This is a genomic window from Spirosoma arboris (genome assembly GCF_009754945.1).
GTDB classification, from domain to species: Bacteria; Bacteroidota; Bacteroidia; order Cytophagales; family Spirosomataceae; genus Spirosoma; species Spirosoma arboris.
Window position 1 is genome coordinate 539,039 of the sequence record NZ_WPIN01000003.1, and the last position, 24,247, is coordinate 563,285.

The window sequence follows — 24,247 nt, forward strand, 5'->3', positions numbered from 1 at the left end:
CATCTATCCGGGTGTTGAGTCTTTTGTGTTAGAGCAGTGGGCAAAAAAATAGTCAGGAAGTGCATCAAACAGCCTCCTGACTAGTGGAATATGTGAAAATAGGATTTACAACTTGACGTCGCCCGTCAGATAGAGCTGTACCTGACCTGAAATATCGACTCGGACAGGATTGACTCCATCGTCATTTAGCTTACACTTAAGGTAGCCTCCTCGCTTTGAAAGTTGTCGGGCAGTAAGTTCGGTTTTACCGAGTTTCTCAGCCCAATAAGGTACTAGTGTTGTGTGCGCCGATCCTGTTACGGGATCTTCATCGATTCCCGTCTGAGGTCCAAAAAAACGGGATACAAAATCAACCTGATCCTGGTCATCCGTTTTTTTCCCCGGTGCGGTCACGATAACTCCCCTAGCTGGTACGGTATTCATCTCCCGGAAATCAGGGGTCAGCGCTTCAATCTGAGCCTGCGTCTCATATACCAGCATATAATCGGTTTTCCCCTTAAAAATAGCCAGTGGTTTTTCTCCAACACTAGCCAGCAGGGCAGGTGGCTGTAAATTAGACTTATTCACTGTGTCGGCCGGAAAATCGAGCGTTAGCCAACCATTTTCACCCCGGCAAACCTTTAGCAAACCACTTCGTGAGTTAAAAAAAATCTCGTTTTTAGCCGTTTCAGTGTCCTCACCATCCGAGTTGACTTCCAAAAAAAACACCACATAACTGGCCGCCAATGTAGCGTGGCCGCATAAATCAACCTCGATAGTAGGCGTAAACCAGCGAATGTGGTACGTAGCCTCACCTTCGGCTTTTGTATAGAATGCCGTTTCGGCCAGATTATTTTCGGAAGCGATCTGTTGCATTTGTTCATCCGGCAGCCATTCCGTTAAAGGAATTACAGCGGCCGGATTTCCAGCAAATAATCGATCCGTAAACGCATCAAGTTGATAAATACGCATGGTGTTTAGGGTGAGCAAGGCGCTCTTAAGTTATTAGGAATAGTGTTTTGTTGTCAGCAATGTATCGAATATGTCCGATGAAAATTCGGTAAGCGACGGTAAAATAATATCGGCAATCTTAAATTTAGGATCATTGTATTCAAAAGCACCGGGCACGGCAACTGTTTGCATTTCAGCAGCATAAGCCGATTTGAGACCGCTTCCTGAATCCTCAAACGCGAGACAATTAATGGGCAATACACCTAATTTTCGGGCCGTGCCCAAATACACATCCGGAGCTGGTTTATTACGCGCTTCCAGGGTGGCCGAATGCCAGAGTGAAAGGGAATTACGAATACCCAGCCGATCAACTACTACTTCAATTAAACTCATGGGCGAGGCCGAGGCTATTGCCGTCGGAATACCCCGGTTTACAAAAAAGGCTATCGTGTCGAGTGCCCCCGGCATTGGCTCCGCTAGTTGAGCAATACGTTCGTGAACCCCGTGTGTAATCGTATCGGCAAGGTCTTCGAGAGTCCGCCCTTGTGCTGACTGATCAGTCCAGGGTGCTCTGGCAAACCAGTACCGCACGACCTCCAAAATGGGCATTCCAGTCGTTTGTTTACATTCTTCGTCGGTCAGATATAGACCAACAGTGGCAAATACCTCTCGTTCCATAGCCCGCCAGTGGGGTTCTGAGTCCACAAGAAGGCCATCCATATCAAATATTGCTGCGTGTATCAAATTCGTATTCTCTTGGTTTTACGCCTACTTAGTCAACGGGCATGCTCCGTTTGTTTTACTTTGGGTACATCATTGACTTCAAGCGTATCGTCGTCGACAACGGTTGTATCAACGGGGGCTGTGGCCGTTTTTGTTTCTGTGCTGTGCCCACAAGCTGAGAACGAACCCAGAAAAATCAGTAGGCAGGCACCTATAAAATGCCTAAGACGTGACGTATGAATGTTCATTTTGATAGGCGTCAACACAAGGCTGCGCTCATACATTGGCCTGACGGAACGGTTTGACGTCAATCGTATCCCACACACCTTGCACAATATACGGGTCGTTTTGCAGATAGTCATTCAATTGAGCTTCGGTTTCCATGTTCAACATGAGCATCGAGCCAATCATCTTCCCGTCTGGGTCGAGTAAAGCACCACCAAGAAGAAATTGCCCTTTTTCTTTTAGCTGACTGACATAGGCAAGATGCGCAGGACGAGCTGCCATCCGTCGGTCAAGAGCATCGGGGCCGGTATGGTCGTACGCATGAATGATATATTGCATGAATCAGGGTCGCGATTTAATGATCATTTCTATTCCGAAAAGTAAGCGTTTCGGCCTTTTCTTCCTAATTTCAGACTTTTCCCTCTTTCATTTACGCCAATAGAACACAGATTTTTATGATCGTATCGATTTTAAAATGATTTAAAGAAAAAACATTGTTTTAGTATCAGTCGAGCCGTAAAGGCGCTGGTAGCTATAGAACGCTGTATTATCTTAAAAATCTGTTTTCTAAAATTCACTTCATAACTCTATGAAACACATTTCCTGTTGGCCGCTTGCTCTGTTTGCGGCATCGGTTGTTGCCCAGCCAGTTCCTAAACCTGCTGGCTCCGCGGCTCGCCCCCAACTCACCGTCGAAACCATCATGCAGGACCCAAAAGTATGGGTCGGTACCTCACCGTCTAATCCGTTCTGGTCTGACGATTCACAAACACTTTATTTTAGCTGGAATCCTGAGAGTACGAAGGGTGATTCGCTCTATAAAGTAACGTTTATCCGCCCAATCAAAGGCAAATCACTGACTGCTTCTCAACCCGTAAAAGTAAGTCCAGTTGAGCGCCGGGCATTGGCAACTCCCCCCGTAGCAGCTTACAATCGAGCCTACACACAACGGTTGTTTGACCGGCAGGGCGATTTATTTTTACTAGATGTTAAATCAGGCAAAATCCGCCAATTGACAAATACAGTAGACGTGGAGGCTGATCCCGTTTTTTCAGGCGATGAGAAGCAGGTTGTATTTCGGCGAACTGGTGCAGGAGCCAACCTCTTTAGTATCGATCTTCAATCCGGCGAACTCACCCAACTCACTGATTTTCGAATGGGTGCAAAAAAACCTGATCCTAAACTGACGGATGAGGAAAAGTTTCTAAAACAGGATCAGTTGCGCCTATCGTCGGTATTAAAGGAGCGCAAAGAGAAAAAAGACGAAGGCGAACGCATCACCAAGGCCGATAAACCCAATCGCCCCAAAGAGATTTATCTTGACGACAAACAGCTGCTTGGTCCGCAATTAAGTCCCGATGGTCGCTTTGTTACGTACCGATTGAGTAAAAGTGCTACTACAGCCAAGACTGCCCAAGTGCCCAATTATGTGACCGAATCGGGCTACACAGAAGAGCTTGCTGCCCGAACTAAAGTTGGCGCCCCAACCGCTGTGCAGGAGTTTTTTGTATATGATATACGTAAAGACACCGTTCGAGTGGTTAGTACGAAAGGAATTCCAGGCATCACTGATCAACCAGCTTACCTGAAATCGACAGGTAGCACAAAACCAGATACAGCGAAAAAAACGCGCCCTGTTGTCATCAATGGCCCTATCTGGTCTGACGATGGCAAGTTGTGTGTCGTGGTCGTTCGGTCACTCGATAACAAAGACCGGTGGATTATGCGTTTAGAGCCAGAAACACTAAAACTTTCCCTCCTCGATCGCCAGCACGACGATGCCTGGATTGCTGGCCCTGGCATCAATTGGCAGGGCATGGGCTCCTCTTCGGGGAATATGAACTTTCTGGCGGATAACCAAACCCTCTGGTTTCAGTCGGAGGCCGATGGTTACTCGCATATTTATACCGTTAATGTATTGACTGGTGTAAAAAAACAACTTACCTCAGGTAAATTTGAGGTACAACAGGTTCAGCTATCGAAAGACAAAACCCAGTTTTTCATACAAACCAATGAAGTACATCCCGGCGAACAGCATTTCTATCGGATGGCAGTTACGGGTGGAGAACGCACTCGCCTGACGAACATGACCGGTGCCAACGATGTAACGCTCTCGCCCGACGAAACCCGAATGGCCATCCGCTACTCGTCCAGCAACCAACCCTGGGAGCTATATGTGGCCGACCTAAGTCAACAGTCGGCAGTTGCGAGCAATAAATCGCCCCGGTCTGTGTCCTCACAAACGGCCAGTACCACTCCCCTTAAACTCACTGATTCCCAGACGGATAATTTCAAGAGTTATCCCTGGCACGAACCAACGATGGTCACTATACCAGCCCGCGATGGTCAGACGATTTATGCCCGCCTGTATAAACCAACAAATGCGAGCGGAAAAGCGGTTGTATTCGTTCATGGTGCGGGGTATTTGCAGAATGCTCATAAATGGTGGAGCTCGTATTTCCGCGAGTATATGTTTAATAACCTGCTGGTAGACAAGGGCTACACGGTACTCGATATCGACTACCGGGCCAGCGCAGGCTACGGTCGCGATTGGCGAACGGGCATCTATCGGTATATGGGTGGCAAAGACTTAGAGGATCATGTCGATGCGGCTAAGTGGTTGGTGCAAACACAGGGCGTCGATGAAAAACGAATTGGTATCTATGGGGGATCTTATGGTGGATTCATTACCCTGATGGCGCTATTTACAACCCCCGATGTATTCAAGGCCGGGGCCGCACTTCGGCCCGTAACCGATTGGGCTGCCTACAACCACCCTTATACGGCTAATATCCTGAATGAACCGCAGTTGGACTCCCTGTCGTACCGCCGTTCATCACCGATTTATTTTGCAGAAGGTTTAAAGAATTATCTGCTCATTTGCCACGGAATGGTCGACGTGAACGTCCATTTTCAGGATACCGTCCGATTGATCCAACGGCTAATTGAACTCAAAAAAGACAATTGGGAAGTTGCCGCCTATCCGATGGAAGATCACGGTTTTGTAGAGCCATCAAGCTGGACCGACGAATACAAGCGGATTCTGAAGCTGTTTGAAGAGCGATTGTAATATGTATGATATATGGTGTATGATGGGTATATATTATACATCATACACCATATATCATACATATTATTCCACCGCTACCCGTAGTACTGACTGCCTTGACTCAGCAGAGACTTTGAGGAGATAAAAACCTGTCGAAATGCCTTCTATCGGCCATTCTGCCTGTTTTTTACCCGTAAAGGCTGGTATTAGATACGACCTGACTGCTCGACCTGATGCATCCAATAAGTGAATCTGCACGGCCGATCGCTCAGGTTGCTCGATCTCCAGTCGGAGTCGGTCTATAATTGGGTTAGGCACTACCCGAACAGACAAGGGCGCAACCGGTTCATTTAAAGCCGTTAGTATAAAATTTATCGCATCCGACGGGGGCGATGGGCATCCATTAACCGTCACAACAACATAATACTGACCACTCGCAAACGGTATTAATGTAGACCCATTAGCGTTTGACACTGCGGAACCCGATGTACTACCCGTGCTAACGTACCATTGTATTCCTGACGTTTGATCGACCACCAACGTACTATTGGCTACCTGGCTAACAGTTGGTTTAGGCGGTGTAGGGTTTAGCGCTGTTAACGATACAAACACAGTACTGGTTGTGCATCGATTACTGTCCCGAACACTCACCGTATACGTACCCTCCGACAACGAAGTCTGACTCGCGGTGACTGTTTTCAGCGTATCTCGATGGTCGGTTTGCCAGTAAACAGTAAATGGTTTTGCCCCACCAGCGATCTGAACTGTAGCTTCTCCATCATGCCCACCCGAACAGGAAACATTCTTGATCGTACCCGTCGACAGCGTAAGAGCATTCATGTTTGTCACGGTCGCTACAACAGAATCAGCACACCCACCATCGTCCTGTACACGAAGGCGATATGTATTGGGTGGCAAGTGACTAATCTGACTCGCGGCCTGGTACGCCTGACCAATAATCTGATATTGCTGGCCTGTGCCCGTACCACCCGTACTGGTCAAATTGACTGCCCCCGTTGGACAGGTACAGCAGGTAGCCGGAATAGCTGCCGCCTGCGCTTTTAGTGGATCAACTTTTCCGACGGTTACCGATGCCAGGCTTGTACATCCATTAGCGTCGGTTCCGATGACGGTGTAGTTTCCCACAGCAACCCCGCTAATCACGCTACTACTTTGAGGAATGGTACCGGCTACAATCTGATAGGTTACGGCACCTGTTCCACCCGCAGATGTCATCATGATAGCACCGCTGGCGGGATTAAGGCAACCAACAGGCTTCGAAACAGCCGTTAGTGTAAGTGGAGCGGGCTGCCCAATTGTTGTGCTTTGTTTACCCAGACAGCCAATGGCATCCTGAACCGTAATTTCGTATGTACTTGCTGCTAATCCTGTAAACTGAGTTCCGGTCTGAAAAGGCCCATTTCCAAGCTGGTATTTATAGGCCCCTGATCCTCCAGAAGCCTGAACCGTTACGCTCCCATCTGCTGTACCAACGCACCGAGTTGGGGTGGGAGTTAGTTTAATCGCGAAAGGGGCTGGTTGCCCAATAGTGGCTGGCTGATAAACGACACAGTTATTTTTGTCTGAAACAATGACAGTATAGGTCGTATTTGCGACCAGGTTAATAAATGTACCCGTTGTCTGTGGTTCCGTGAGACCTTGAATTGCATAGCGATAATCGCCTACCCCACCAATAGCAGAGGCAATCAGGGCACCATCGCCCCCACCCACACATTTGGTGTTAATGATTGTTGTGCTGACAATGATTGCTGGTGGTTGTTTAACTTCAACAGCCGTTTGCGCAGTACAGGCCTTTGTATCTTTTACCGTAACGGAATAGGTTCCTGCCTTCAGATTACCAAAAACGTTGAGATCTTTAAAGGGTTGGTTATCCAGCTGATAGTGTAGTAAGCCCTCTCCCCCACTCGTATTAACAAGTATTACTCCATCGTTACCACCATTACAAAACGGAGATTGGGTCTCGGTGGTTAGCAGAATGGGAGAATAAACCTGCACAGTGGCAGTAGCCGTCGTTGTAGTTGTAACGATACCAGTGGAACTGGTGGCCGTCGAGCTGGTAGCAGACGTGCTGGTGACCTCGCAGATAGCGGTGTAAGTCGTCGATTGTTTCGGGGCGACGGCGATCACATTTCCCGTTTGTGCGGTTGACCAGCGCACAGCCCCATTTGCAGGGCAACCTGATACAGTAAGGCTTGTACTGGTTCCGGCACAAACAGTTGCCGAGCTAACAGTAAGGGTTAAAGCAGAAGGAGCGGCAGGGATATTGAGAGCCAGAACAGGACTTATGAAACCAATTAATCCTAATAGCAGAAATCCAATATTTCTGCCAATATTCTCTAGAAACCAACTCCTACATTGTATATACTTTGGCATACTCAGGCAATCATAGCTAACAAACAAATATAGTCCGATCAGCTAGGAAACCTATGCTACAGAGAAAGTATTATAGGTTAACTGAATACAATTTATCTTATGGGTAAGTGCAGGTGAAGTGTATGATTCTTACTGGCAGAGCGAGACAAACCTAGTATTCAGGCAGGTTTAATAAAACAACCCCCAATCGTCTGGGGCATCATTATCTTTATCAAATCCATTTACCCATTCAACAAATAGAAGTCGGAACTGCTCAATTTCTTCGCGAAGTACATTTAAATAAGCTGTAGCTGCCAGTTTTTCGGCTTTGCAATAGGACGTTTGGGCGAGTAGTTCGCGGGCGTGCATTTTAATAATCACCGCATTTTCCATCCGGAGAGTATATAAATCTCCTCCTTCAGCTCCAACAATCTTTGGGGCCAGCATCATGGCATTCGCCAACATCTGCTCGTGCATCATCAGCACGTCTTCCTCTTTATTGATGGTTTCGACAATGGCCTGAGTCAGCTCCATCAATTCATTCGCTTTCCGCAGGATGGGCAAATTCTTGATACGCCGATTTTCTGCCTCCATCTCGGCACGCGCTTCTTCAGGATCATAATCCTCATCAAAGCCATCCCAATCCAGGAAGCTATCGTCGTCGTCTTCGTCGTCAAAGTTCATCGCAAAACGGGCAGGGGGAATGATTACCTTCTGCATGCCAAAGTAACACAAACCTTTCCCAAAAACAAACCTTTCGTACCCAAAAAGCCGTGCATGGTAGTCAAATTAGTTATTGACTCAGTTACGTTTCCGACTGGCAGATAGCACCAGTACAATTCGCTTTGATAACCTGACAGAGGTCGTAAATTTATGCTAATATACTCCGGCATTTATGAGCGAACAGCATTTATAAACAGGTTCATTAAAGGCTTACAAATAGCCTAAAAAGGCTTTTTTAGCCATTATGGAGGGCATTTTTCTATGGCAATTCGATAGCACACAGCAGCATTTTTTGAGAAAAGCCCCCGCTAAATCGAACAAAAACGGGGGTAACCTGTATATTTGTCTGGTTTAATACCCAGATGCTCCCGAAGTGGACGCCCCTGATTTCCCACTGTATCGAATGACATATTGTTTAGGCGTTAAAGTTGCATCGGGCTTAGTTGCCATCGCCGACAGACGGTTGACTTCCGGCTCAGAAGTATCATCGAATCGAAAAATTTCGGTTCATGAAGTCGAAAATCACTCGCTGTTTATCATGACCTCCGGTCTGCGCTCTGTTCGCGATAAGGCCATTACCTATTTTAGTGAGGTTCTTACCGATCAGGATCGTTCATTCAATAAGCTGTATAAAGCGGTTAACGCTTTTGGTGAACAGGTGAAGCGAGTTGCTCAGGAAGATAAATCGTCGATCATTGCGAACGGACTGAATTTCAACCTGAATGCAATTGTAGGTGGTCAGCTGGAAGACGACAACGAGCATAAATTATATATGCTGTATCCAGAAGGAAACTGGGTGGAAGTTGATCAGGGATCTCCGTTTAAAATTATTGGCAACTCTGGTTATGGCAAACCACTGTTATTCAGAAATTTATCGTACGAATCTAGTCTACAGGACGCCCTTAAAATAGGATTCCTGGCTTTCGATGCGACGCGTGTTAGTGCCAATGATGTCGATTATCCGTTAGATGTGGTTATCTATCCTAAAAACAGTTTCCACATGACCGAATATCGACTTGAAAAAGAAGATATGGATGAAGTATCACACCAATGGAGTGCTTTATTAAGCAACTCAGTCCGCAAATTACCCTCCTACTGGATGGACCCCATTTTCGAGAAAGTCCGCGCGGTAAATAAATGATGAATTATGAATGATGAATGGTGACAGGTCAATTCATAATTTATCATTCATAATTCTCCTCTCATGCACCTTCACGTTCGGCACAAATCCGAGTACACCTATGATATACCCGTGGCTTTAGGTCCGCAAACGCTTTACCTATATCCACGAATGTATCCGTATCAGCGGCTGTTAGCCTATGAACTAGTAATTGATCCGAAGCCGGCGCGAATCGTGCGGAATATCGATGTAGAAGGGAACGTACAACAGGTCGTATACTTTAATCACCCAACCTCTTATCTGAACGTTTGTGTCGATATAGAGCTTCAGTCCGACGAGTTTAACTCGTTCGATTTCGTCCTGTTCCCTTTCGAAACGCAGCGTATACCCTTTCGGTATCCAAAAGCACAGGAGGAATTGCTCTACCCGTATCTGGAGCGTGTGGGCATTTCTGAACGTGTTGAGCACTGGGCGCGTCAACTAGCGGCCAATGCAGGCTGGCAGACGACGGCCTTTCTGATCGCATTGAACCAGGCGATCCGACAATTTACCTACGAGATCCGTGAGCATGGTGCCCCGTTTCCGCCTGAACAAACCTTAACACTTCGAAAAGGCTCCTGTCGGGATTATACGACCTTATTTATGGCTGCCTCCCGGAGTTTGGGTATTGCTGCCCGATTCGTGAGCGGCTATCTGTTTGGTAATCCACAGCAGGAACATCAGCTTCATGCCTGGGTAGAGGTGTATTTACCCGGTGCAGGCTGGCGTGGTTTTGATCCTACAGAGGGATCGTTTGTGGTAAATCGGCATATTTTTTTGACGTCAACCGCCAAACCTGAACTGGCAGCTCCCATCAGCGGTACATTTATTGGCCAGACTAATTCCAGGCTTCGGGCAGAGTTGGTGTTTGTCTAAACTAGTCGATCGTCATCTGTACTTTACTCTCTACAATTCACTATCCGCAACGGTGGACCACAACTATTGACTATCTTTACAACGTTAACCAAAAACATTTATCCAACCCATCAAGTGGCATTAATTAAGTCTATTTCCGGTATTCGAGGAACAATTGGGGGGCGCAGTGGAGACGGACTGACCCCTTTAGATGTAGTCAAATTTACAGCTGCCTTTGGCCAATGGCTTCGGAAACGCAGTCCAGAAAGGCAAACTGTTGTGATAGGACGTGATGGTCGGTTATCAGGCGAAATGGTTTCCAAATTAGTAGCAGCTACCCTACAAGGGCTGGGCTTAAGTGTACTTGATCTTGGCCTGTCGACAACGCCTACAGTTGAAATGGCCGTGCCAAGTGAAGGGGCTGCGGGTGGTATTATTCTGACTGCCAGCCATAATCCCATTCAGTGGAATGCCCTTAAACTCCTCAACGAAGCCGGTGAATTTATTTCGGCTCAGGATGGAGCCGACGTACTGGCAATTGCTGAAGCAGAGTCATTCGAATTTGCCGAAGTTCGTAAGTTAGGTCAGTACCGTTCTGATTCAACCTGGTTGCAAAAGCATATCGACCAGATTTTGGCGTTACCTTTAGTTGATCGGGATGCGATTGCCGGACGAAACTTTCGGCTTGTTGTCGATGCGGTCAATTCGACGGGTGGCCTGGCGGTTCCGATGCTGTTAGAAGCACTTGGGGTGGAACAAATTACCAAACTCCACTGTGAACCAACAGGTAATTTTGCGCATAATCCAGAACCTCTTCCCGAAAATCTTCGTGACATTATCAAAGAGATGAACAAAGGCAAGGCGGATCTTGGCATTGTTGTCGATCCTGACGTTGATCGTCTGGCGTTGATTTGCGAAGATGGTTCCCCTTTTGGCGAAGAATATACATTGGTGGCGGTGGCCGATTACGTCTTAAAAAATAATCCTGCTGGAAGTACCAGAGCCAATAATACCGTATCGAACATGTCGAGCACGATTGCCCTTCGCGATGTGACCCAGAAATATGGTGGTCAACATTCAGCATCGGCCGTAGGCGAGGTGAACGTAGTCGAGATGATGAAAGAAAAAAATGCTGTCATTGGTGGCGAAGGTAACGGGGGCATTATTTATCCTGAACTTCACTACGGTCGTGATGCATTGGTTGGTATTGCTTTATTCCTGACTCATTTGGCCAAGTCGGGCAAGTCGGCCTCTATGCTGCGCCGGACTTACCCCAACTATTATATCTCTAAAAATAAAATCGAACTCACTCCCGATATTAACGTCGATGCCGTATTAGATCGGATTCAGGCCAAGTATGCCCGCAATCCAATCAATACGATCGATGGTGTCAAAATTGAATTCGATAAAGAGTGGGTTCACCTGCGCAAGTCGAATACGGAGCCAATTATTCGAATCTATTCTGAATCAGACACGCTGGCAACCGCCGATTACCTTGCGGGGAAAATCATCGACGACATTCGAGAGGTGCTTGCGGAGAACCGTTAAACTCTCTTTTTGTAACAATCTATTCTATCGAGCCGCTACAGAAGTAGTGGCTCTTTTTGTTAGCTAACGACCACAGGTAGCCCCTAACTTGTAGAATAAAATACTCAGAAATGCTTTTCTAATGTATTCCGATCAACTCTACAAAAACAGTAAACTTCTCATTATCAGAAACTTCAATTACCAACAAAGTGTATGGCACACTTTTTTACATAGATATGACAAATCCCAGAACGAATTCAAAACAAATAAGATTATGAGCTTTCTTAGAGGAGTACTAGCAGGTTTAGCCATTGGTTATTTAACAGCGCCCCGAAGCGGCAAAGACACCCGCGAAAAATTAACGAAGGGTGCCAACGATTTACAGGATCAGTGGGAAGAAGGGGTCAATCAGGTGAAATCTCAGATAGATCGATTGACAGGTAAAGCCGAAGCAAAAGCCGATCAGTATGCTGGTAAAGCTGAGGAGATTTTTGATAAATACAAGAACGAAACGAAATCTGCTGTCAGCGAGAAACAGGATCGGGCAAAAACAGCCTATAATAACAAAGTTAACGATGCGGCATCTTCGGCCAAAGCAGGAATTAATCATGCTGAAGACGCGCTGAAGCTTAACTAAATAGTTATGCAAACCACATAAGATTCTATTCACCCATTTTTTAGGTGAGCGAGCTCACGTCAATAAAACGAGTAGCCATTAATGGCTACTCGTTTTATTGACGTGAGCTCGCTTTTTTATAAACTAATTACCGTTCCCTCAATGAGTTAACTACTGAACTTATAAATAGTGTACCTTTTATAAAGATGACCATACCTAAACCATTCAACTATGATAGTCCTACCAACACACGTAGGTTTTACTCGCTCCATTGGTCGGTGGATGAGTCTGATTCTGCTCATGACCATGCTTCCCGGTTGCATCACTACCCGAGTCATGACTGAACCTGATTGTGACACACCTGAAGGAGTATCTTATTCGCAGAAAACCGTAACAGCTTACTTCTGGGGATTTAAACAGCCGGTCGATCTTAAACCACCCTGCGATCCACGCTTTAATCACCTCAACGGCATTACGGTAAAATCCACATTTGCGCATTATATGCTCTCAACGATTACCCTCGGCATCGTTAATAAACGGCAGGTGCGCTGGTGCTGTGCCCCCTATGTTCCGCAACGAGATTCTCTCTGATTATCCCCACCTAAACACGTTCTCCTTATGAATCTGCCCAACGGACTTGAGTTATTGGACGTTCACGAACTAACCAATAAACACCAAAATTTCACCCAGCCACTAACCCCAAATGCGTCGTTCAAGCTACGGATTCCAACTGTACCAGCTGATTTACGGGGCGCATACCGACAAACTACAGCTAATTTCCAGTGGTTAATCCGCTATGGTATCGACAACGGCCTGCGCATGCGAGCCATTGGTAAAAACTGGTCATTTACCAAAGTAGGCGTCACCAACGGCGGTATGATTGATGCGAATGCGTTAACAACGACTTTCGGCCTTCGCACTGCATCTATCGATCCTGCTTATCTGGCTCAAGGGAAATTGGCCAGCAATCTGTTTTTTACAGAATGTGGCTTAACAGTCCATATTATTGAGCAAATGCTCGAAGAGAGCAAGAAATCGGTACGAGCATCGGGAGCCAGTAATGGTCAAACCATCGTCGGAGCAATGTCGACGGGTACTCATGGGGCCGCCTTCGATTTCGGCGCTGTGCAGGACACGGTTCTTGGTATACACCTTATTTGCGGCCCCGACCGCCACGTCTGGCTCGAACGGGCGTCCAATCCGGTTACCAAATCCAACTTTACCGATAACCTGGGTATTTCGGAGGTATTACGGGATGACGACTTATTTAATGCCGTTCTGGTAAGTTTTGGTTCGTTCGGCTTTATTCATGGCGTGCTGCTTGACGTTGAGAACTTATTCTGGCTAAAATCGTACAGCGTGGATTCAGTTCCATATACCGATGCATTGAAAAAAGCGATGACCCGTTGTGATTTCTCAGGCATTGCCGATCAATTTACGCCCCCTCTTCCCGCCAATTCAGCGCCCGAAAAACCATATCATTTCCAGTTGATGGTCAATCCACATCAGTTTGACCTGACGGGAGCTGATAAGAACCAGGGCGCGTTTGTCAGAATACTCTATAAGCATACTACGAAGCCCGACCAGGCTGTGCCTCCACCGCCCAAACCTGATTTTATTTATGGAGATGATACTCTGGGGCTTATGCAAAAAGTGCTGGATCTGCTTCGCCCCAGTCAGTTAGTGCCTTTCCTGGTTAACCAACTCTATCCGGCGGCAAAAGAGCAAACGAACGGTTGGGTGGGTACGATGATGGATTTTTTTCCGCCAACGGATATTCGGGGTAAAGCCGCCAGTGCCGCTATCGGCATGGATTCAAGAGATAGCCCACGCGTGTTGGAAAAAATAATTGAATTGAACAAGCAGTCAGCTTTTCCGGGTGTTCTGGGCCTTCGATGGGTAAAAAAGACATCGGCCACTTTAGGCTTCACCCGATTCCCGATAACCTGTGTTCTGGAACTCGATGGCATCGAATCAACACTGACAAATCAGTTTTTAGAGCGTGTCTGGAATGCACTCGAAGCCGAAGGTATACCATACACAATGCACTGGGGGAAGCTCAACTTTGGACTCACACCGAATCGTCTCCGGCAGATGTATACCGATACTTCCGTTGATTCCTGGCTCAAGGCCCGCCATCAATTGGTAGATGCGCCAACACGAGCGGTATTTACCAATGAGTTTATGGAAAAATGCGGCTTGAACCTGGGTATAGCGATAGACAGCCCGATTGCGTAAATTAGGTTTTAACGCAGAGATAGGGAGTAAAAAAAGAGACCCGCAGAGTTATATTTTCTCTGCGGGTCTCTTTTTTTACTCCCTATCTCTGCGTTAAAACGCTTACTTAATAGAAAGTGGCACTTCCACATTCTCCCATTTCAAAACAACGGCTTTACCTGTCACATCATACACCAGTCGCTCGTTCATCGATGATGATTTAGCTGGCTTTGCCGACACAGTCAGGACATCGTTAGCTGGATCGCGGTTAGCCTCTCCACCTCGTTTGATACCCCATTGGCCGGTTTGTGAATTGAAGATAAATTTCCATTCCTTCTGATCAGGAATAGCAAAGAGGCTATACTTTCCGGCAGGCAAAGGCTTACCGTCTACTTTAATTTCTTTGTCGGTTTCAAAGATGGTTGCTTCATTTGCACCGGCCCGCCACACTTTTCCATAAGGAGCCAGCGTACCGCTAGGGTCCCAAACCTGCCGCCCTTTCACCGATGGGCTACTGTAGTTGATGGTAATGGTTGCCCCATTAATTTTCCCGCTGGCCGTTGCTGGCGGGCTTGGTCGGGTTGATTTGTCTCCCTGTGCAAAGCTCATCATTGTCATGAATACACCGGCCAGCGTCATTGCCATGATCCGGTTAATTTGTGCAGTTTTCATAGTAATCAAAAAGTTAGGCATTAGTCGCTAAAAGTAGGCAATTGATTTTAAAACCTTGATTAGCTGACAAGTTTATTTAGCGAATAGCAAACTCTCGCCAAAAACAAACCGCCCGACACTGTTTCCAGCATCGGGCGGTTCATAAAATCGTACTTCGAAAACCAAGAATCTGTTTACTCCCACTCGATGGTAGCGGGTGGTTTCGAGGAGATATCGTATACAACGCGGTTAACCCCTTTTACGCGGTTAATAATTTCATTGGATACATCGGCCAGAAATTCATAGGGTAAATGAGCCCAGTCGGCGGTCATACCATCGACACTTGTTACGGCACGTAGGGCTACAACTCGTTCGTATGTCCGTTCATCGCCCATGACACCCACTGACTGTACAGGTAACAACATTGCGCCGGCCTGCCATACTTTGTCATATAAACCCTCCCGTTTCAGGCCGTCAATGAACAGTGCATCGACCTGTTGCAGAATCTCCACTTTCTCGGGGGTGATATCGCCCAAAATACGGATCGCCAGCCCTGGTCCGGGGAATGGGTGCCGTCCCAGAATGGCGTCGGGTAAGCCCAGGCTCTTCCCTACCAACCGTACTTCGTCTTTGAAAAGGGTATTGAGTGGTTCTACCACTTTAAGCTTCATGAAATCGGGCAGACCACCCACATTGTGGTGAGATTTGATCGTTGCCGAAGGCCCTTTCACCGATACCGACTCGATGACGTCGGGATAGATGGTTCCTTGTCCCAGCCACGATACACCCTCGATCAGATGCGCTTCGTGGTCGAACACGTCGATAAAGGTTTTACCGATGGCTTTCCGTTTAGCTTCGGGGTCGGTCAGGCCAGCGAGTGCGGTATAAAATTGCTCTTTGGCATCAACCCCTTTCACGTTCAGGCCCAGTGTTTTATAGGATTCTAATACGCCCGAGAATTCATCTTTTCGGAGCACCCCGTTATCCACAAAAATGCAGTACAGATTCTTGCCGATAGCGTGGTGAATCAGCATAGCTGCCACCGACGAATCGACTCCGCCTGACAGGCCCAACACCACTTTATCGTCGCCAATTTTTTGTTTCAACTGCGCTACCGTTGTTTCCACAAATGACTCAGCAGTCCAGTCCTGCGCGCAACCGCAAATATCGACAACGAAGTTATGAAGCACCGTTTTACCCTGTAGCGAGTGCGTTACTTCGGGGTGAAACTGAATGCCGTAGGTTTGTTCGCCCTCAACCTGAAAAGCCGCCACCCGGACGGTATCGGTCGAGGCAATAATCTTGAAATTTTCAGGAACGCTCGTAATCGTATCCGCGTGCGACATCCACACCTGCGAGTGCTGATCGATTCCTTTCAGAAGCGGATTTTCGGCGTTGACAGTACCGAGTTTAGCCCGGCCATATTCGCGGATGGACGATGCTTTTACTTCTCCCCCACTGGTATGTGCCAGCAATTGTGCTCCGTAGCAAACGCCCAAAATGGGCAGTTTATGCCGGAAAGCAGCCAAATGTACCTCGGGTGCATCAGCGTCGCGAACAGACGAAGGACTACCTGAGAGAATGATGCCCTTCACATCGGGCGTAATTGTAGGGAGGTGATTGTACGGATGGATTTCGCAATAAACGTTCAGTTCGCGTACCCGGCGGGCTATGAGTTGGGTATACTGCGAACCGAAATCCAGAATCAGAATTTGTTCGGTGGCCATGTATAGGTCTCTAAAATGCAAAGTTAGAGCATTTTTCGATACGCAAAAGCTGTGACACAGAGATACACAGAGAAGCCCCTGAGTTTCATGGAGGATTTTGGCATTTTCGCTGTGTATCTCAAGGGCTTCTATTTATCAAAATTTCAGCACACGTTTACGGATACAACAGGTACTTTTTCCGCATGATTTTATACGCATCCAGCGCGGGTTGCCAGCTTTGGCGGATCTTGGCCTCCGAAACACCCGCCAGTAGTTGCAGCCGTAATTGATCGGTACCAGCTAACCGGTCGATGCCGTTGTTGGCCAGGAAAAACTTGCTTTTATCCGAAGCCCGGTTGAAGAAATCAAAGAAATAGCCCAGCATTAGGCCTTCTTTCTGGATTGTTGCTTTTGACAAATCCAGACCATAACAGAGCTGCCCTTCCAGGGGTGGATTAACCGCACCGGGTTTGTCGACAGGGGTGAACGTATACGAACCATATTTCGTGTAGGGCGAACCAATGACCTGAAACTGCTTATCCGTTCCACGTCCAACGCTCACAACGGTGCCTTCAAAGAAACAAAGCGAAGGATACAGCAAAACAGCCTGTTGATTAGGTAGGTTAGGCGAAGGTGGTATGGGCAATGTGTAGGGGGTTTGGTGTGTGTAGTTTTTGAGCGGCACTACCGTTAATGGACACGTTTTCGACCCGGCCAGCCAGCCTTCGCCGTTAATCATCCGGGCTAGTTCGCCAATGGTGAGTCCATAGACCACAGGAATTGGATTTAAGCCAACAAATGATTTGAATTTCGACTCTAGCACAGGTCCATCGACATAATGCCCATTGGGATTCGGGCGGTCGAGCACGATCATGGGCTTATTGGCTTCGGCGCAGGCTTCCATTACATACTGCATGGTGCTTGTATAGGTGTAGAACCGGGCGCCAACATCCTGAATGTCAAAGACGACGACATCCAGCGAATCCATCTGTTTAGGTGTCGGTTTGTAGTTTTTACCGTAGAGTGACGTGATCATAATGCCCGTACGAGGATCACGTGCGCTATTGATTTGCTCGCCATCGGTAGCCTGCCCTCGGAAACCATGCTCTGGCGCAAAGATTGTTTTGATTGTAATACCCCGTGCCATCAGACTATCGACCAAATGGGAACGACCTATCCGCGATGTATGATTAACGACCATCCCAACCCGCTTCCCTTCCAGGGCAGGCAAATAAATAGTCATCTGATCGGCCCCGGTTTGCAGCGGTTGGCTATAGGCGTCAGGAAGCAGGTTACAGATAGACAGCAGTACAATGGCAAAGACCAGCCTAAGATGTTTCATAATCGACGAGTAAAGTATCATATGGATTTTTGAGAAGTAGGTAGTCGAATCAGGAACGTAGTACCTTCGCTCGTGGTGGTTTCGAGCGTAAACTCTCCTCCGTGCCCTTTCGTAATAATGTCATAACTGAGCGACAGTCCAAGGCCCGTGCCTTGCCCGGTTGGTTTTGTCGTAAAAAATGGCTGAAACACCTTTCGCTGAATCGACTCAGGGATGCCTGTTCCGTTATCACTTACCCGAATTTCAACGACCTCGCCCAATTGCCGTGTACTGACTGTAAGGGTGGGTTGATATCCTACGGGAGCCGTACGTTGGCGCTCCTGAACGGCATAAAATGCATTATTGAATAGGTTAAGGAACACTCGGCCAACATCCTGCGCAACTAGCGTTACTGTACTAATGGTCGGATCGAATTGGGTAACTAGGTGGACATTGAAATTTTTATCCTTTGCCAGTAGGCCATGATAAGACAATCGTAAATATTCGTTAGCCAGTTCATTCAAATCGGTAGGTTCCCGCTGGCCGGTGCTGATTCGACTATGCTCGAGCATAGCTCTGACAATGGAAGATGCCCGCCCGCCATGATGGCTGATTTTTTCAAGGTTCTGTTCCAGGTCACCTAAAATTTCAGCTTCCAGTTCTTCGTCCCGCGACTCATTCCTTCGCTCCTCTTTTATCTCCTGAACCAACTCGCTCGACACCTCGGCGAAGTTATTGACAAAGTTGAGCGGATTTTGGATTTCATGGGCAATACCAGCCGTCAGTTCCCCTAAGCTGGCCATTTTTTCGCGCTGAATGAGTTGTTGTTGCGTTTCGCGCAGATCGGTAAGCGAGCGGGTGAGTTCGGCAGTCCGTTCATTTACCTGCTGTTCGAGGAATGAGTTCTGGGCGGTCAAAATGGCTTGCTTCTCGGTCGAGAGTTGCTCTACCTCAACTAATCGATCTTCTAAATTACGATTTGTCTGAGCATGTTCGCGAGCGAGAATAATAGCAAAACTGATCGGTAATGTCAGGAAAAAGAGCAGATTAGTAAGTGAATTGGCATACAACGCATAATCAAGATATCGGCTCGATAACCATCCACTTACTGCACCACCAACAATCAGAATCATGATCATAACCAGAATACTAGTCAACATAAAACGGGCATTTGTCCGATGGGCACGGATGGCCTCAATATTCACCCGGATACCATCGGCAAACAAAGCAATAATTGAGATAATTGACAGTATAGCCGTAACGTTCGATGGTTCGAAAACATAGACAATAAGTCGGGGAGCGAATAGCAGCAAAGCGACTGTCTTCAGAAACCAGGAAGTCGGCTGCCCCAGGTATTCGTAATAGGTCACCAGTAGCATAAACATGAATAGCGAGATCAGCACACCCTGTACCAAAATGACCCATTCGCCAAGGGTAGTGTTACTAACAAGCCCCAGTAGTTCAATGAAAGTAACACAAAAAGCACCGGCTAGTAGCGTTAACCCGAATACCAGATTAACCCGTTTTCGGCGGTAGGTGTAATACATAAAGTGAATTACACTTAACATCAAAAAAATACCGACTAACAGATAGTTACCAATCGCCTGTATATAAACCTGCTTACTTACTTCATCTGTAATATGCTGTGCAGAAAACAAATTGATCTTGAATACGGCGTAATTCGAGTACATAAGCTTAGGTATGTACCAGGGCGGGCGCTGCTGCGACAGCCGGACAGCCAGTACATGCCGACCCGCCGTCAGTTGAGGAAGCGAATAAATCTTCCGGGCAATGGGTATATAAGCTTCCTGCTCGCTGTACGTCGATCCCACCCGACCCAGACGCAGCCAAAGTACTCCATCAATATAGAGTTCCGACGCACCTACCTGATTAATTACCGCAGCTAGCGGTATACGTGCGCTTGTTGAATCCAGTGTAAATGCCAACCTGAACCAACCTATTGGCTCATGATTAAAGCGCCCTAGCCGATTTATACTACGACTGGGACGGATGGTATCCCAACGACTATCATCGAACGAAGGATTAGCCCAGGCTGGATTGTTGCCTGAATGCCATCGCCAGCCAGTACGCAAGGGAATTCCATCAGCCAGGAGACTATCGGCTCCGATGTGTATCTGGGCAAAGCCTGAATGACCGGTTATCAGCACGAAACCCAATACCAGAGTAAGCCAGATGCTGGATAATTTAGAACAGGAAGATAAATACATCCGTTGTGTGTGCAGTACAGTCATTAATGGCAAATTGCATCCTGTAAAACTCTTACTTTTACAGACCAGAACAAAGAAGAATGGATAAGTCGTCGAGTCGTAACAGCAACTTGACGATTTACCAACTTACAACTTGACGACTTACCAACTTACGACTTATTTTGAACGTTCCTGTTTTTCTGGCCCGAAAAGTCCGCCACGCGCCCGAGGGTAGCTTTTCGGCCACTGTCACACGCATAGGTATCGCTAGCATAGCTCTTGGCTTAGCTATTCTGATCGTAGCTTTTTCAGTGCTATTTGGGTTTAAGGATACCATTCAGCAGAAGATTTTTCTGTTCGGTGCCCATTTGCAGGTGAGCAAATTCACCAATAATGTGTCGTATGAATCACCTGCTCTACCGCTTCATACCAATCTATACCGCGACAGCACTCACCTTCCGGGCATTCGGCATATTCAGGCAATTGCCCTGAAAGCCGGTATACTGAAAACCAGCGACGAACTGACGGGGGTTGTCCTGAAAGGGGTTGGTAAAGATTATGACTGGAGTCTGTTTCGGGAGTCGTTGGTAGCCGGGACGGTTCCGGTTGTTGGAGCCGATACGGGATTCGGATCGACGCAACTGCTACTGAGTCAGTATATGGCGAACCAGTTGCAGGTAAAAGTGGGGCAGAGCATACCACTCTATTTTCTGGGTAACCCGCCCCGTGCTCGTAAAATGACGGTGGTAGGTATCTATGAAACCGGTTTGGAAGAAGTGGACAAAACCATTGCATTGGGCGATATTCGGCTCATTCAGCGCCTGAACCACTGGGGCCCCGATTCGGTAGGGAGCTACGAAATTTTCATTAAGGACTTCGCGAAGCTGGAACCAACTGCGCATACCCTGTCAAATTTTATAGACCCCGACATGCGGTTAACGCGCGTAACGGATCAGTATCGGCCACTGTTCGACTGGATGGTACTGCTTGACCGAAACATGGTCATTTTGTTGGGTCTGATTGTATTCGTTGCCTCCTTCAATATGGTGTCCGTACTGCTGGTGCTAATGATGGAACGCACGCCCATGATTGGTTTACTGAAAGCTCTCGGCAGCCGCAATTCCCTTATCAGACGCATGTTTGTGTTTGTCGGACTAAACATGGTGGTTTGGGGATTAGTCATTGGCAATGTGGTTGGGCTTGGCATCTGCTTCCTTCAGGACCGTTTCAAGCTAATCCCACTTGATCCCAAAAACTATTTCATGAACTATGTCCCCATCGTTTGGGACTGGCCAACCATTCTGACCTTAAATGGAGCTACTATTCTATTGATCGCCCTCGTATTGTGGCTTCCCACAATTATCATTAATCGGATTCAGCCGGTTAAGGCGCTGGCGTTTAAGAAGTGATTCTGAACCGGGATTTAGCTGATTAGTGGATTGGTAGGATTTTGTTTGCAGTTATTGTTGAAAACAAAACCCTGCCAATCCACCAATCAGCTAAATCCCGGTCTCATTTCCGATACTCAAACTTCAAAATATAGCCCTTCTTCCCAGCGCCTTCACTGGAAATAAACATGTCTCCATTGGGAGCGAAACAAATGCCTTCTGGTTGACGAAATTGCTTGGGGTCGAGCGGCTCGGAGTAGATGATTTTTGCCTGTCGGCTGGTGATTAGCAAGCGTTTTCCAGCAGAGGTCAGGATATACCACTCCCCCGTTATTGGGTGTACCGCAATGCCAGAAGGTTTATATGTTTTGGGGTCAATACCGGCAGCATTGAGCTGCTCGTCGTTCAGGCTCATATCTTTAAATACAGCCCGGTTCAGCAAGTCGAATGAGTAAACGGCTTTGTCGCTCGAGCCTTTGCCGTCTTTAACCGCAATCAACAATCGCTTGGTTTTGGGATCGTAGCCTAGTCCTTCTACTTCAGTATGCTTCGGCAAATCCGTTTTAGTTTTGCCAATCTCTTTCGATTCCGGCTTGAAACGAAACAGGTTTCCATTGCTTTCGAGCACGTATACTTCGTCGTTTACGTATTCGATCCCTTCAAAATCGCCATAGCCCCCAAAGCCGAAATCCTTTACTATGTTGCCTTTTTTTGTATCGAAGACATACACTACAGCCTCTTCATCCTGCACACAAAGTAGCTTGTCATCCTTAAAATAAGTCAGCCCCGATATTTCGGTTAGCTCTTTGGGTAGTTTATAATTTTCGGTAGGAGCATTTAGTTGATAAGGCAGTTTAAATGGGGGAGCAAGCGTTCCAGCTTCGGGTTTGTCATTCTTTTTTGACGAAGGTCCACAGCCGGCCAGGAAGAGCATTATACTCAGGAAAAAGCGGTTCATAAACGACGAATGAGGTTTGCGCTAAAAGTAGGCGTTGGTTTCGGTATATCACGCAAAAATGTAGTTTTTCTGAGTCTGCTACTCATTAACCATTGGGAATAAGCTTGACCACAGAAGCCGATTTGCCAGTTTTATTGCTCCTTCGTTGACTTTTTGGTGTGTTCTTTTAATTTTTCGACCATATTGCAATACGAACAAAAACGACTTCTCCAGGATCAATAATTTTTACCAATAATGCCCAATATATCCTTCGTAAAACGAGTTCCGGGGCTTCTTTACGGTATTGTGGTCGGTCTGCTGCTGGGCGCAGCAGGTTTTGCGGGCACACTCGACGGCGCCAATTTTCAGTGGTATTATTTTTTGGTGCAACTACTGGCCCTGGGCATCGGAATTCTTCACCTCTGGATCAGTCCTCGCTTTGTTCCCGCCGTATTTGCTGCATTTGGAATGGGCTTGTTAGGTACCCTGCTCGTGCTTTTGCTGGGCATGGCATTCACACTGATTCTGTATCAACAACTGGGCTATCTGGCTGGCCGCTGGCCTTTTGTAACCAGTTTGTTGCCTTTCCTGATTCCCTTTTTAGTCGTACAGGCTTACCGCTATTATCGAGATATTCCTCTGGCTAATTACCGAAAATGGTATTACCCCGTCAATGGCGATATGCCTGATCTTGACTTACTCGATTTATCCAAGATTTTGGTCATCCAGTTCGAGTTTCTGAAGACCCCAAACGACCCCAACTTTACGAATTTCAAGGCGAAAGCGCCCGTTGCCATGAGTCTAGGAGATTTATTTCTGGTGTTCATCAACGACTACAACGAACGAACACCCGCCAGTCCGATTCAATACACAGACCTCTCTGGTCGGCCATTTGGCTGGGTATTCACAAAAAAAGCAGCCTGGTGGCAACGGCCTGTCTATCTGGACCCTGCGCTTGATTTCAATCAAAACAACTTAGCTGACAATGCTACGATTGTGGCTATGCGAGCGGAATGAAACCTGACCAATATCAAACCTATACTAGCAGTTAATCAGATTAAATCCTCAAAAATATATCGTTCATCATACGGCACGTCAAATTTTCTCAAAAAGTTTAGATACTCTTCCCGAAACGTCTGTTTTTGATGGTGCTCTGCCTGATTTTGAATATATCTGTACACATTATCAATATGTGAGCGGCTATAGGAAAAGGCTCCGTATCCTCCCTGCCATTCAAAGCGCGAAGGCACCAAAGCAGTTTCATTTATCCACTTTGGCGATTTAGCTTTGATAGCCTTCATTAACTCCGAGATGGATACAGTTGGCTTTAGGCCGATAAAGCAGTGAACATGGTCATCAACGCCATTGACGATAATCGTTTGACAGCCTGTTTCATTGATCAAATTACCAATCACTGCAAAGAGGTCGTTTTGCCAGGTTTTATCAATAATTGCCGCACGGTATTTAACTGCAAAAACGGCCTGAATGTAGACCTGATGATAGGTATTTGCCATAATTTATATCGGTCATCCCTACGGGATTGTTAGGTTATGTTATCGTGTATGTATCACTACTGAAGTAGTGGGTTACAATATCGATCATCCCTCTGGGATTTTCAAATCCTAACAATCCCGTAGGGA

At 46.9% G+C, this 24,247-nt stretch carries 21 protein-coding genes; 9 read left to right on the forward strand and 12 right to left on the reverse strand.

All coding sequences use genetic code 11. From position 1 onward, the window contains the following. Nucleotides 1-105: 105 nt before the first annotated feature. From GO755_RS10020 to GO755_RS10035, 4 genes are read right to left on the reverse strand one after another with little or no spacing between them, the layout of a single operon-like run. The gene (locus GO755_RS10020; protein WP_157584600.1) at nt 106-951 is read right to left on the reverse strand and encodes a PhzF family phenazine biosynthesis protein; all 846 of its coding nucleotides are present in this window, start codon (nt 949-951) and stop codon (nt 106-108) included. 33 nt (nt 952-984) lie between these two features. Beyond that, nucleotides 985-1,674 carry a hexitol phosphatase HxpB gene (gene hxpB / locus GO755_RS10025; protein WP_157584601.1) on the reverse strand — a complete coding sequence of 230 codons (690 nt, stop codon included), beginning with the start codon at nt 1,672-1,674 and terminating at the stop codon, nt 985-987. Nucleotides 1,675-1,706: 32 nt separating this feature from the next. Continuing rightward, complete coding sequence (locus tag GO755_RS10030; RefSeq protein ID WP_157584602.1) at nt 1,707-1,901, reverse strand: hypothetical protein; 195 nt, start codon at nt 1,899-1,901, stop codon at nt 1,707-1,709. Between the two features lie 28 nt (nt 1,902-1,929). Further along, nucleotides 1,930-2,217 carry a YciI family protein gene (locus GO755_RS10035; protein ID WP_157584603.1) on the reverse strand — a complete coding sequence of 96 codons (288 nt, stop codon included), beginning with the start codon at nt 2,215-2,217 and terminating at the stop codon, nt 1,930-1,932. A 250-nt stretch (nt 2,218-2,467) separates the two neighbouring features. Here GO755_RS10035 and GO755_RS10040 point away from each other — a divergent pair, with 250 nt between their 5' ends. After that, nucleotides 2,468-4,948, forward strand: a complete 2,481-nt coding sequence (locus GO755_RS10040) for an alpha/beta fold hydrolase (RefSeq protein ID WP_157584604.1) — start codon at nt 2,468-2,470, stop codon at nt 4,946-4,948. Between the two features lie 63 nt (nt 4,949-5,011). Here the strand turns inward: GO755_RS10040 and GO755_RS10045 are convergent, their stop codons facing one another. After that, nucleotides 5,012-7,321, reverse strand: coding sequence for a T9SS type A sorting domain-containing protein (locus tag GO755_RS10045; RefSeq protein WP_157584605.1), 2,310 nt, complete (start codon nt 7,319-7,321; stop codon nt 5,012-5,014). 168 nt (nt 7,322-7,489) lie between these two features. Continuing rightward, nucleotides 7,490-8,020, reverse strand: a complete 531-nt coding sequence (locus GO755_RS10050) for a hypothetical protein (RefSeq protein ID WP_227686914.1) — start codon at nt 8,018-8,020, stop codon at nt 7,490-7,492. A 406-nt stretch (nt 8,021-8,426) separates the two neighbouring features. Between GO755_RS10050 and GO755_RS10055 the strand changes: the two genes are divergently transcribed. The 6 genes from GO755_RS10055 to GO755_RS10080 all read left to right on the forward strand — a co-directional run bounded on the left by GO755_RS10055 (nt 8,427) and on the right by GO755_RS10080 (nt 14,418). Further along, entirely contained in the window at nt 8,427-9,164 is a 738-nt protein-coding gene (locus tag GO755_RS10055) for a peptidase (RefSeq protein ID WP_157584606.1), read from the forward strand. A gap of 63 nt (nt 9,165-9,227) precedes the next feature. After that, nucleotides 9,228-10,058 carry a transglutaminase family protein gene (locus tag GO755_RS10060; RefSeq protein ID WP_157584607.1) on the forward strand — a complete coding sequence of 277 codons (831 nt, stop codon included), beginning with the start codon at nt 9,228-9,230 and terminating at the stop codon, nt 10,056-10,058. A 114-nt stretch (nt 10,059-10,172) separates the two neighbouring features. Further along, complete coding sequence (gene glmM, locus GO755_RS10065; RefSeq protein ID WP_317165831.1) at nt 10,173-11,585, forward strand: phosphoglucosamine mutase; 1,413 nt, start codon at nt 10,173-10,175, stop codon at nt 11,583-11,585. A 253-nt stretch (nt 11,586-11,838) separates the two neighbouring features. After that, on the forward strand, nt 11,839-12,201 hold the full coding sequence (locus GO755_RS10070) for a YtxH domain-containing protein (protein ID WP_157584609.1): 363 nt from the start codon (nt 11,839-11,841) through the stop codon (nt 12,199-12,201). 210 nt (nt 12,202-12,411) lie between these two features. Continuing rightward, nucleotides 12,412-12,771, forward strand: coding sequence for a hypothetical protein (locus tag GO755_RS10075; protein ID WP_157584610.1), 360 nt, complete (start codon nt 12,412-12,414; stop codon nt 12,769-12,771). A gap of 27 nt (nt 12,772-12,798) precedes the next feature. Next, nucleotides 12,799-14,418, forward strand: a complete 1,620-nt coding sequence (locus GO755_RS10080; protein ID WP_157584611.1) for an FAD-linked oxidase — start codon at nt 12,799-12,801, stop codon at nt 14,416-14,418. A 102-nt stretch (nt 14,419-14,520) separates the two neighbouring features. Here GO755_RS10080 and GO755_RS10085 read toward each other — a convergent pair whose 3' ends face one another. The 4 genes from GO755_RS10085 to GO755_RS10100 all read right to left on the reverse strand — a co-directional run bounded on the left by GO755_RS10085 (nt 14,521) and on the right by GO755_RS10100 (nt 20,327). Then, entirely contained in the window at nt 14,521-15,069 is a 549-nt protein-coding gene (locus GO755_RS10085; protein ID WP_157584612.1) for a DUF2911 domain-containing protein, read from the reverse strand. Between the two features lie 173 nt (nt 15,070-15,242). Then, a complete protein-coding gene (gene guaA, locus GO755_RS10090; RefSeq protein WP_157584613.1) occupies nt 15,243-16,775 on the reverse strand; it encodes a glutamine-hydrolyzing GMP synthase in 1,533 nt (510 codons plus the stop codon). Nucleotides 16,776-16,929: 154 nt separating this feature from the next. After that, nucleotides 16,930-18,096: an exo-beta-N-acetylmuramidase NamZ family protein gene (locus GO755_RS10095; protein ID WP_157584614.1), complete on the reverse strand. Its 1,167-nt coding sequence runs from the start codon at nt 18,094-18,096 to the stop codon at nt 16,930-16,932. A 17-nt stretch (nt 18,097-18,113) separates the two neighbouring features. Then, nucleotides 18,114-20,327 carry an ATP-binding protein gene (locus GO755_RS10100; protein ID WP_227686915.1) on the reverse strand — a complete coding sequence of 738 codons (2,214 nt, stop codon included), beginning with the start codon at nt 20,325-20,327 and terminating at the stop codon, nt 18,114-18,116. A gap of 137 nt (nt 20,328-20,464) precedes the next feature. On the opposite strand from GO755_RS10100, the gene GO755_RS10105 reads away from it, so the two are divergent. Continuing rightward, nucleotides 20,465-21,691: an ABC transporter permease gene (locus GO755_RS10105; RefSeq protein WP_157584615.1), complete on the forward strand. Its 1,227-nt coding sequence runs from the start codon at nt 20,465-20,467 to the stop codon at nt 21,689-21,691. A 103-nt stretch (nt 21,692-21,794) separates the two neighbouring features. On the opposite strand, the gene GO755_RS10110 is transcribed toward GO755_RS10105, so the two are convergent. Then, nucleotides 21,795-22,628: an SdiA-regulated domain-containing protein gene (locus GO755_RS10110; RefSeq protein ID WP_157584616.1), complete on the reverse strand. Its 834-nt coding sequence runs from the start codon at nt 22,626-22,628 to the stop codon at nt 21,795-21,797. Nucleotides 22,629-22,862: 234 nt separating this feature from the next. Here GO755_RS10110 and GO755_RS10115 point away from each other — a divergent pair, with 234 nt between their 5' ends. After that, nucleotides 22,863-23,624 carry a TssN family type VI secretion system protein gene (locus tag GO755_RS10115; protein ID WP_157584617.1) on the forward strand — a complete coding sequence of 254 codons (762 nt, stop codon included), beginning with the start codon at nt 22,863-22,865 and terminating at the stop codon, nt 23,622-23,624. Between the two features lie 35 nt (nt 23,625-23,659). Here GO755_RS10115 and tnpA read toward each other — a convergent pair whose 3' ends face one another. Further along, a complete protein-coding gene (tnpA, locus tag GO755_RS10120) occupies nt 23,660-24,121 on the reverse strand; it encodes an IS200/IS605 family transposase (protein WP_157584618.1) in 462 nt (153 codons plus the stop codon). Nucleotides 24,122-24,247 lie beyond the last annotated feature (126 nt).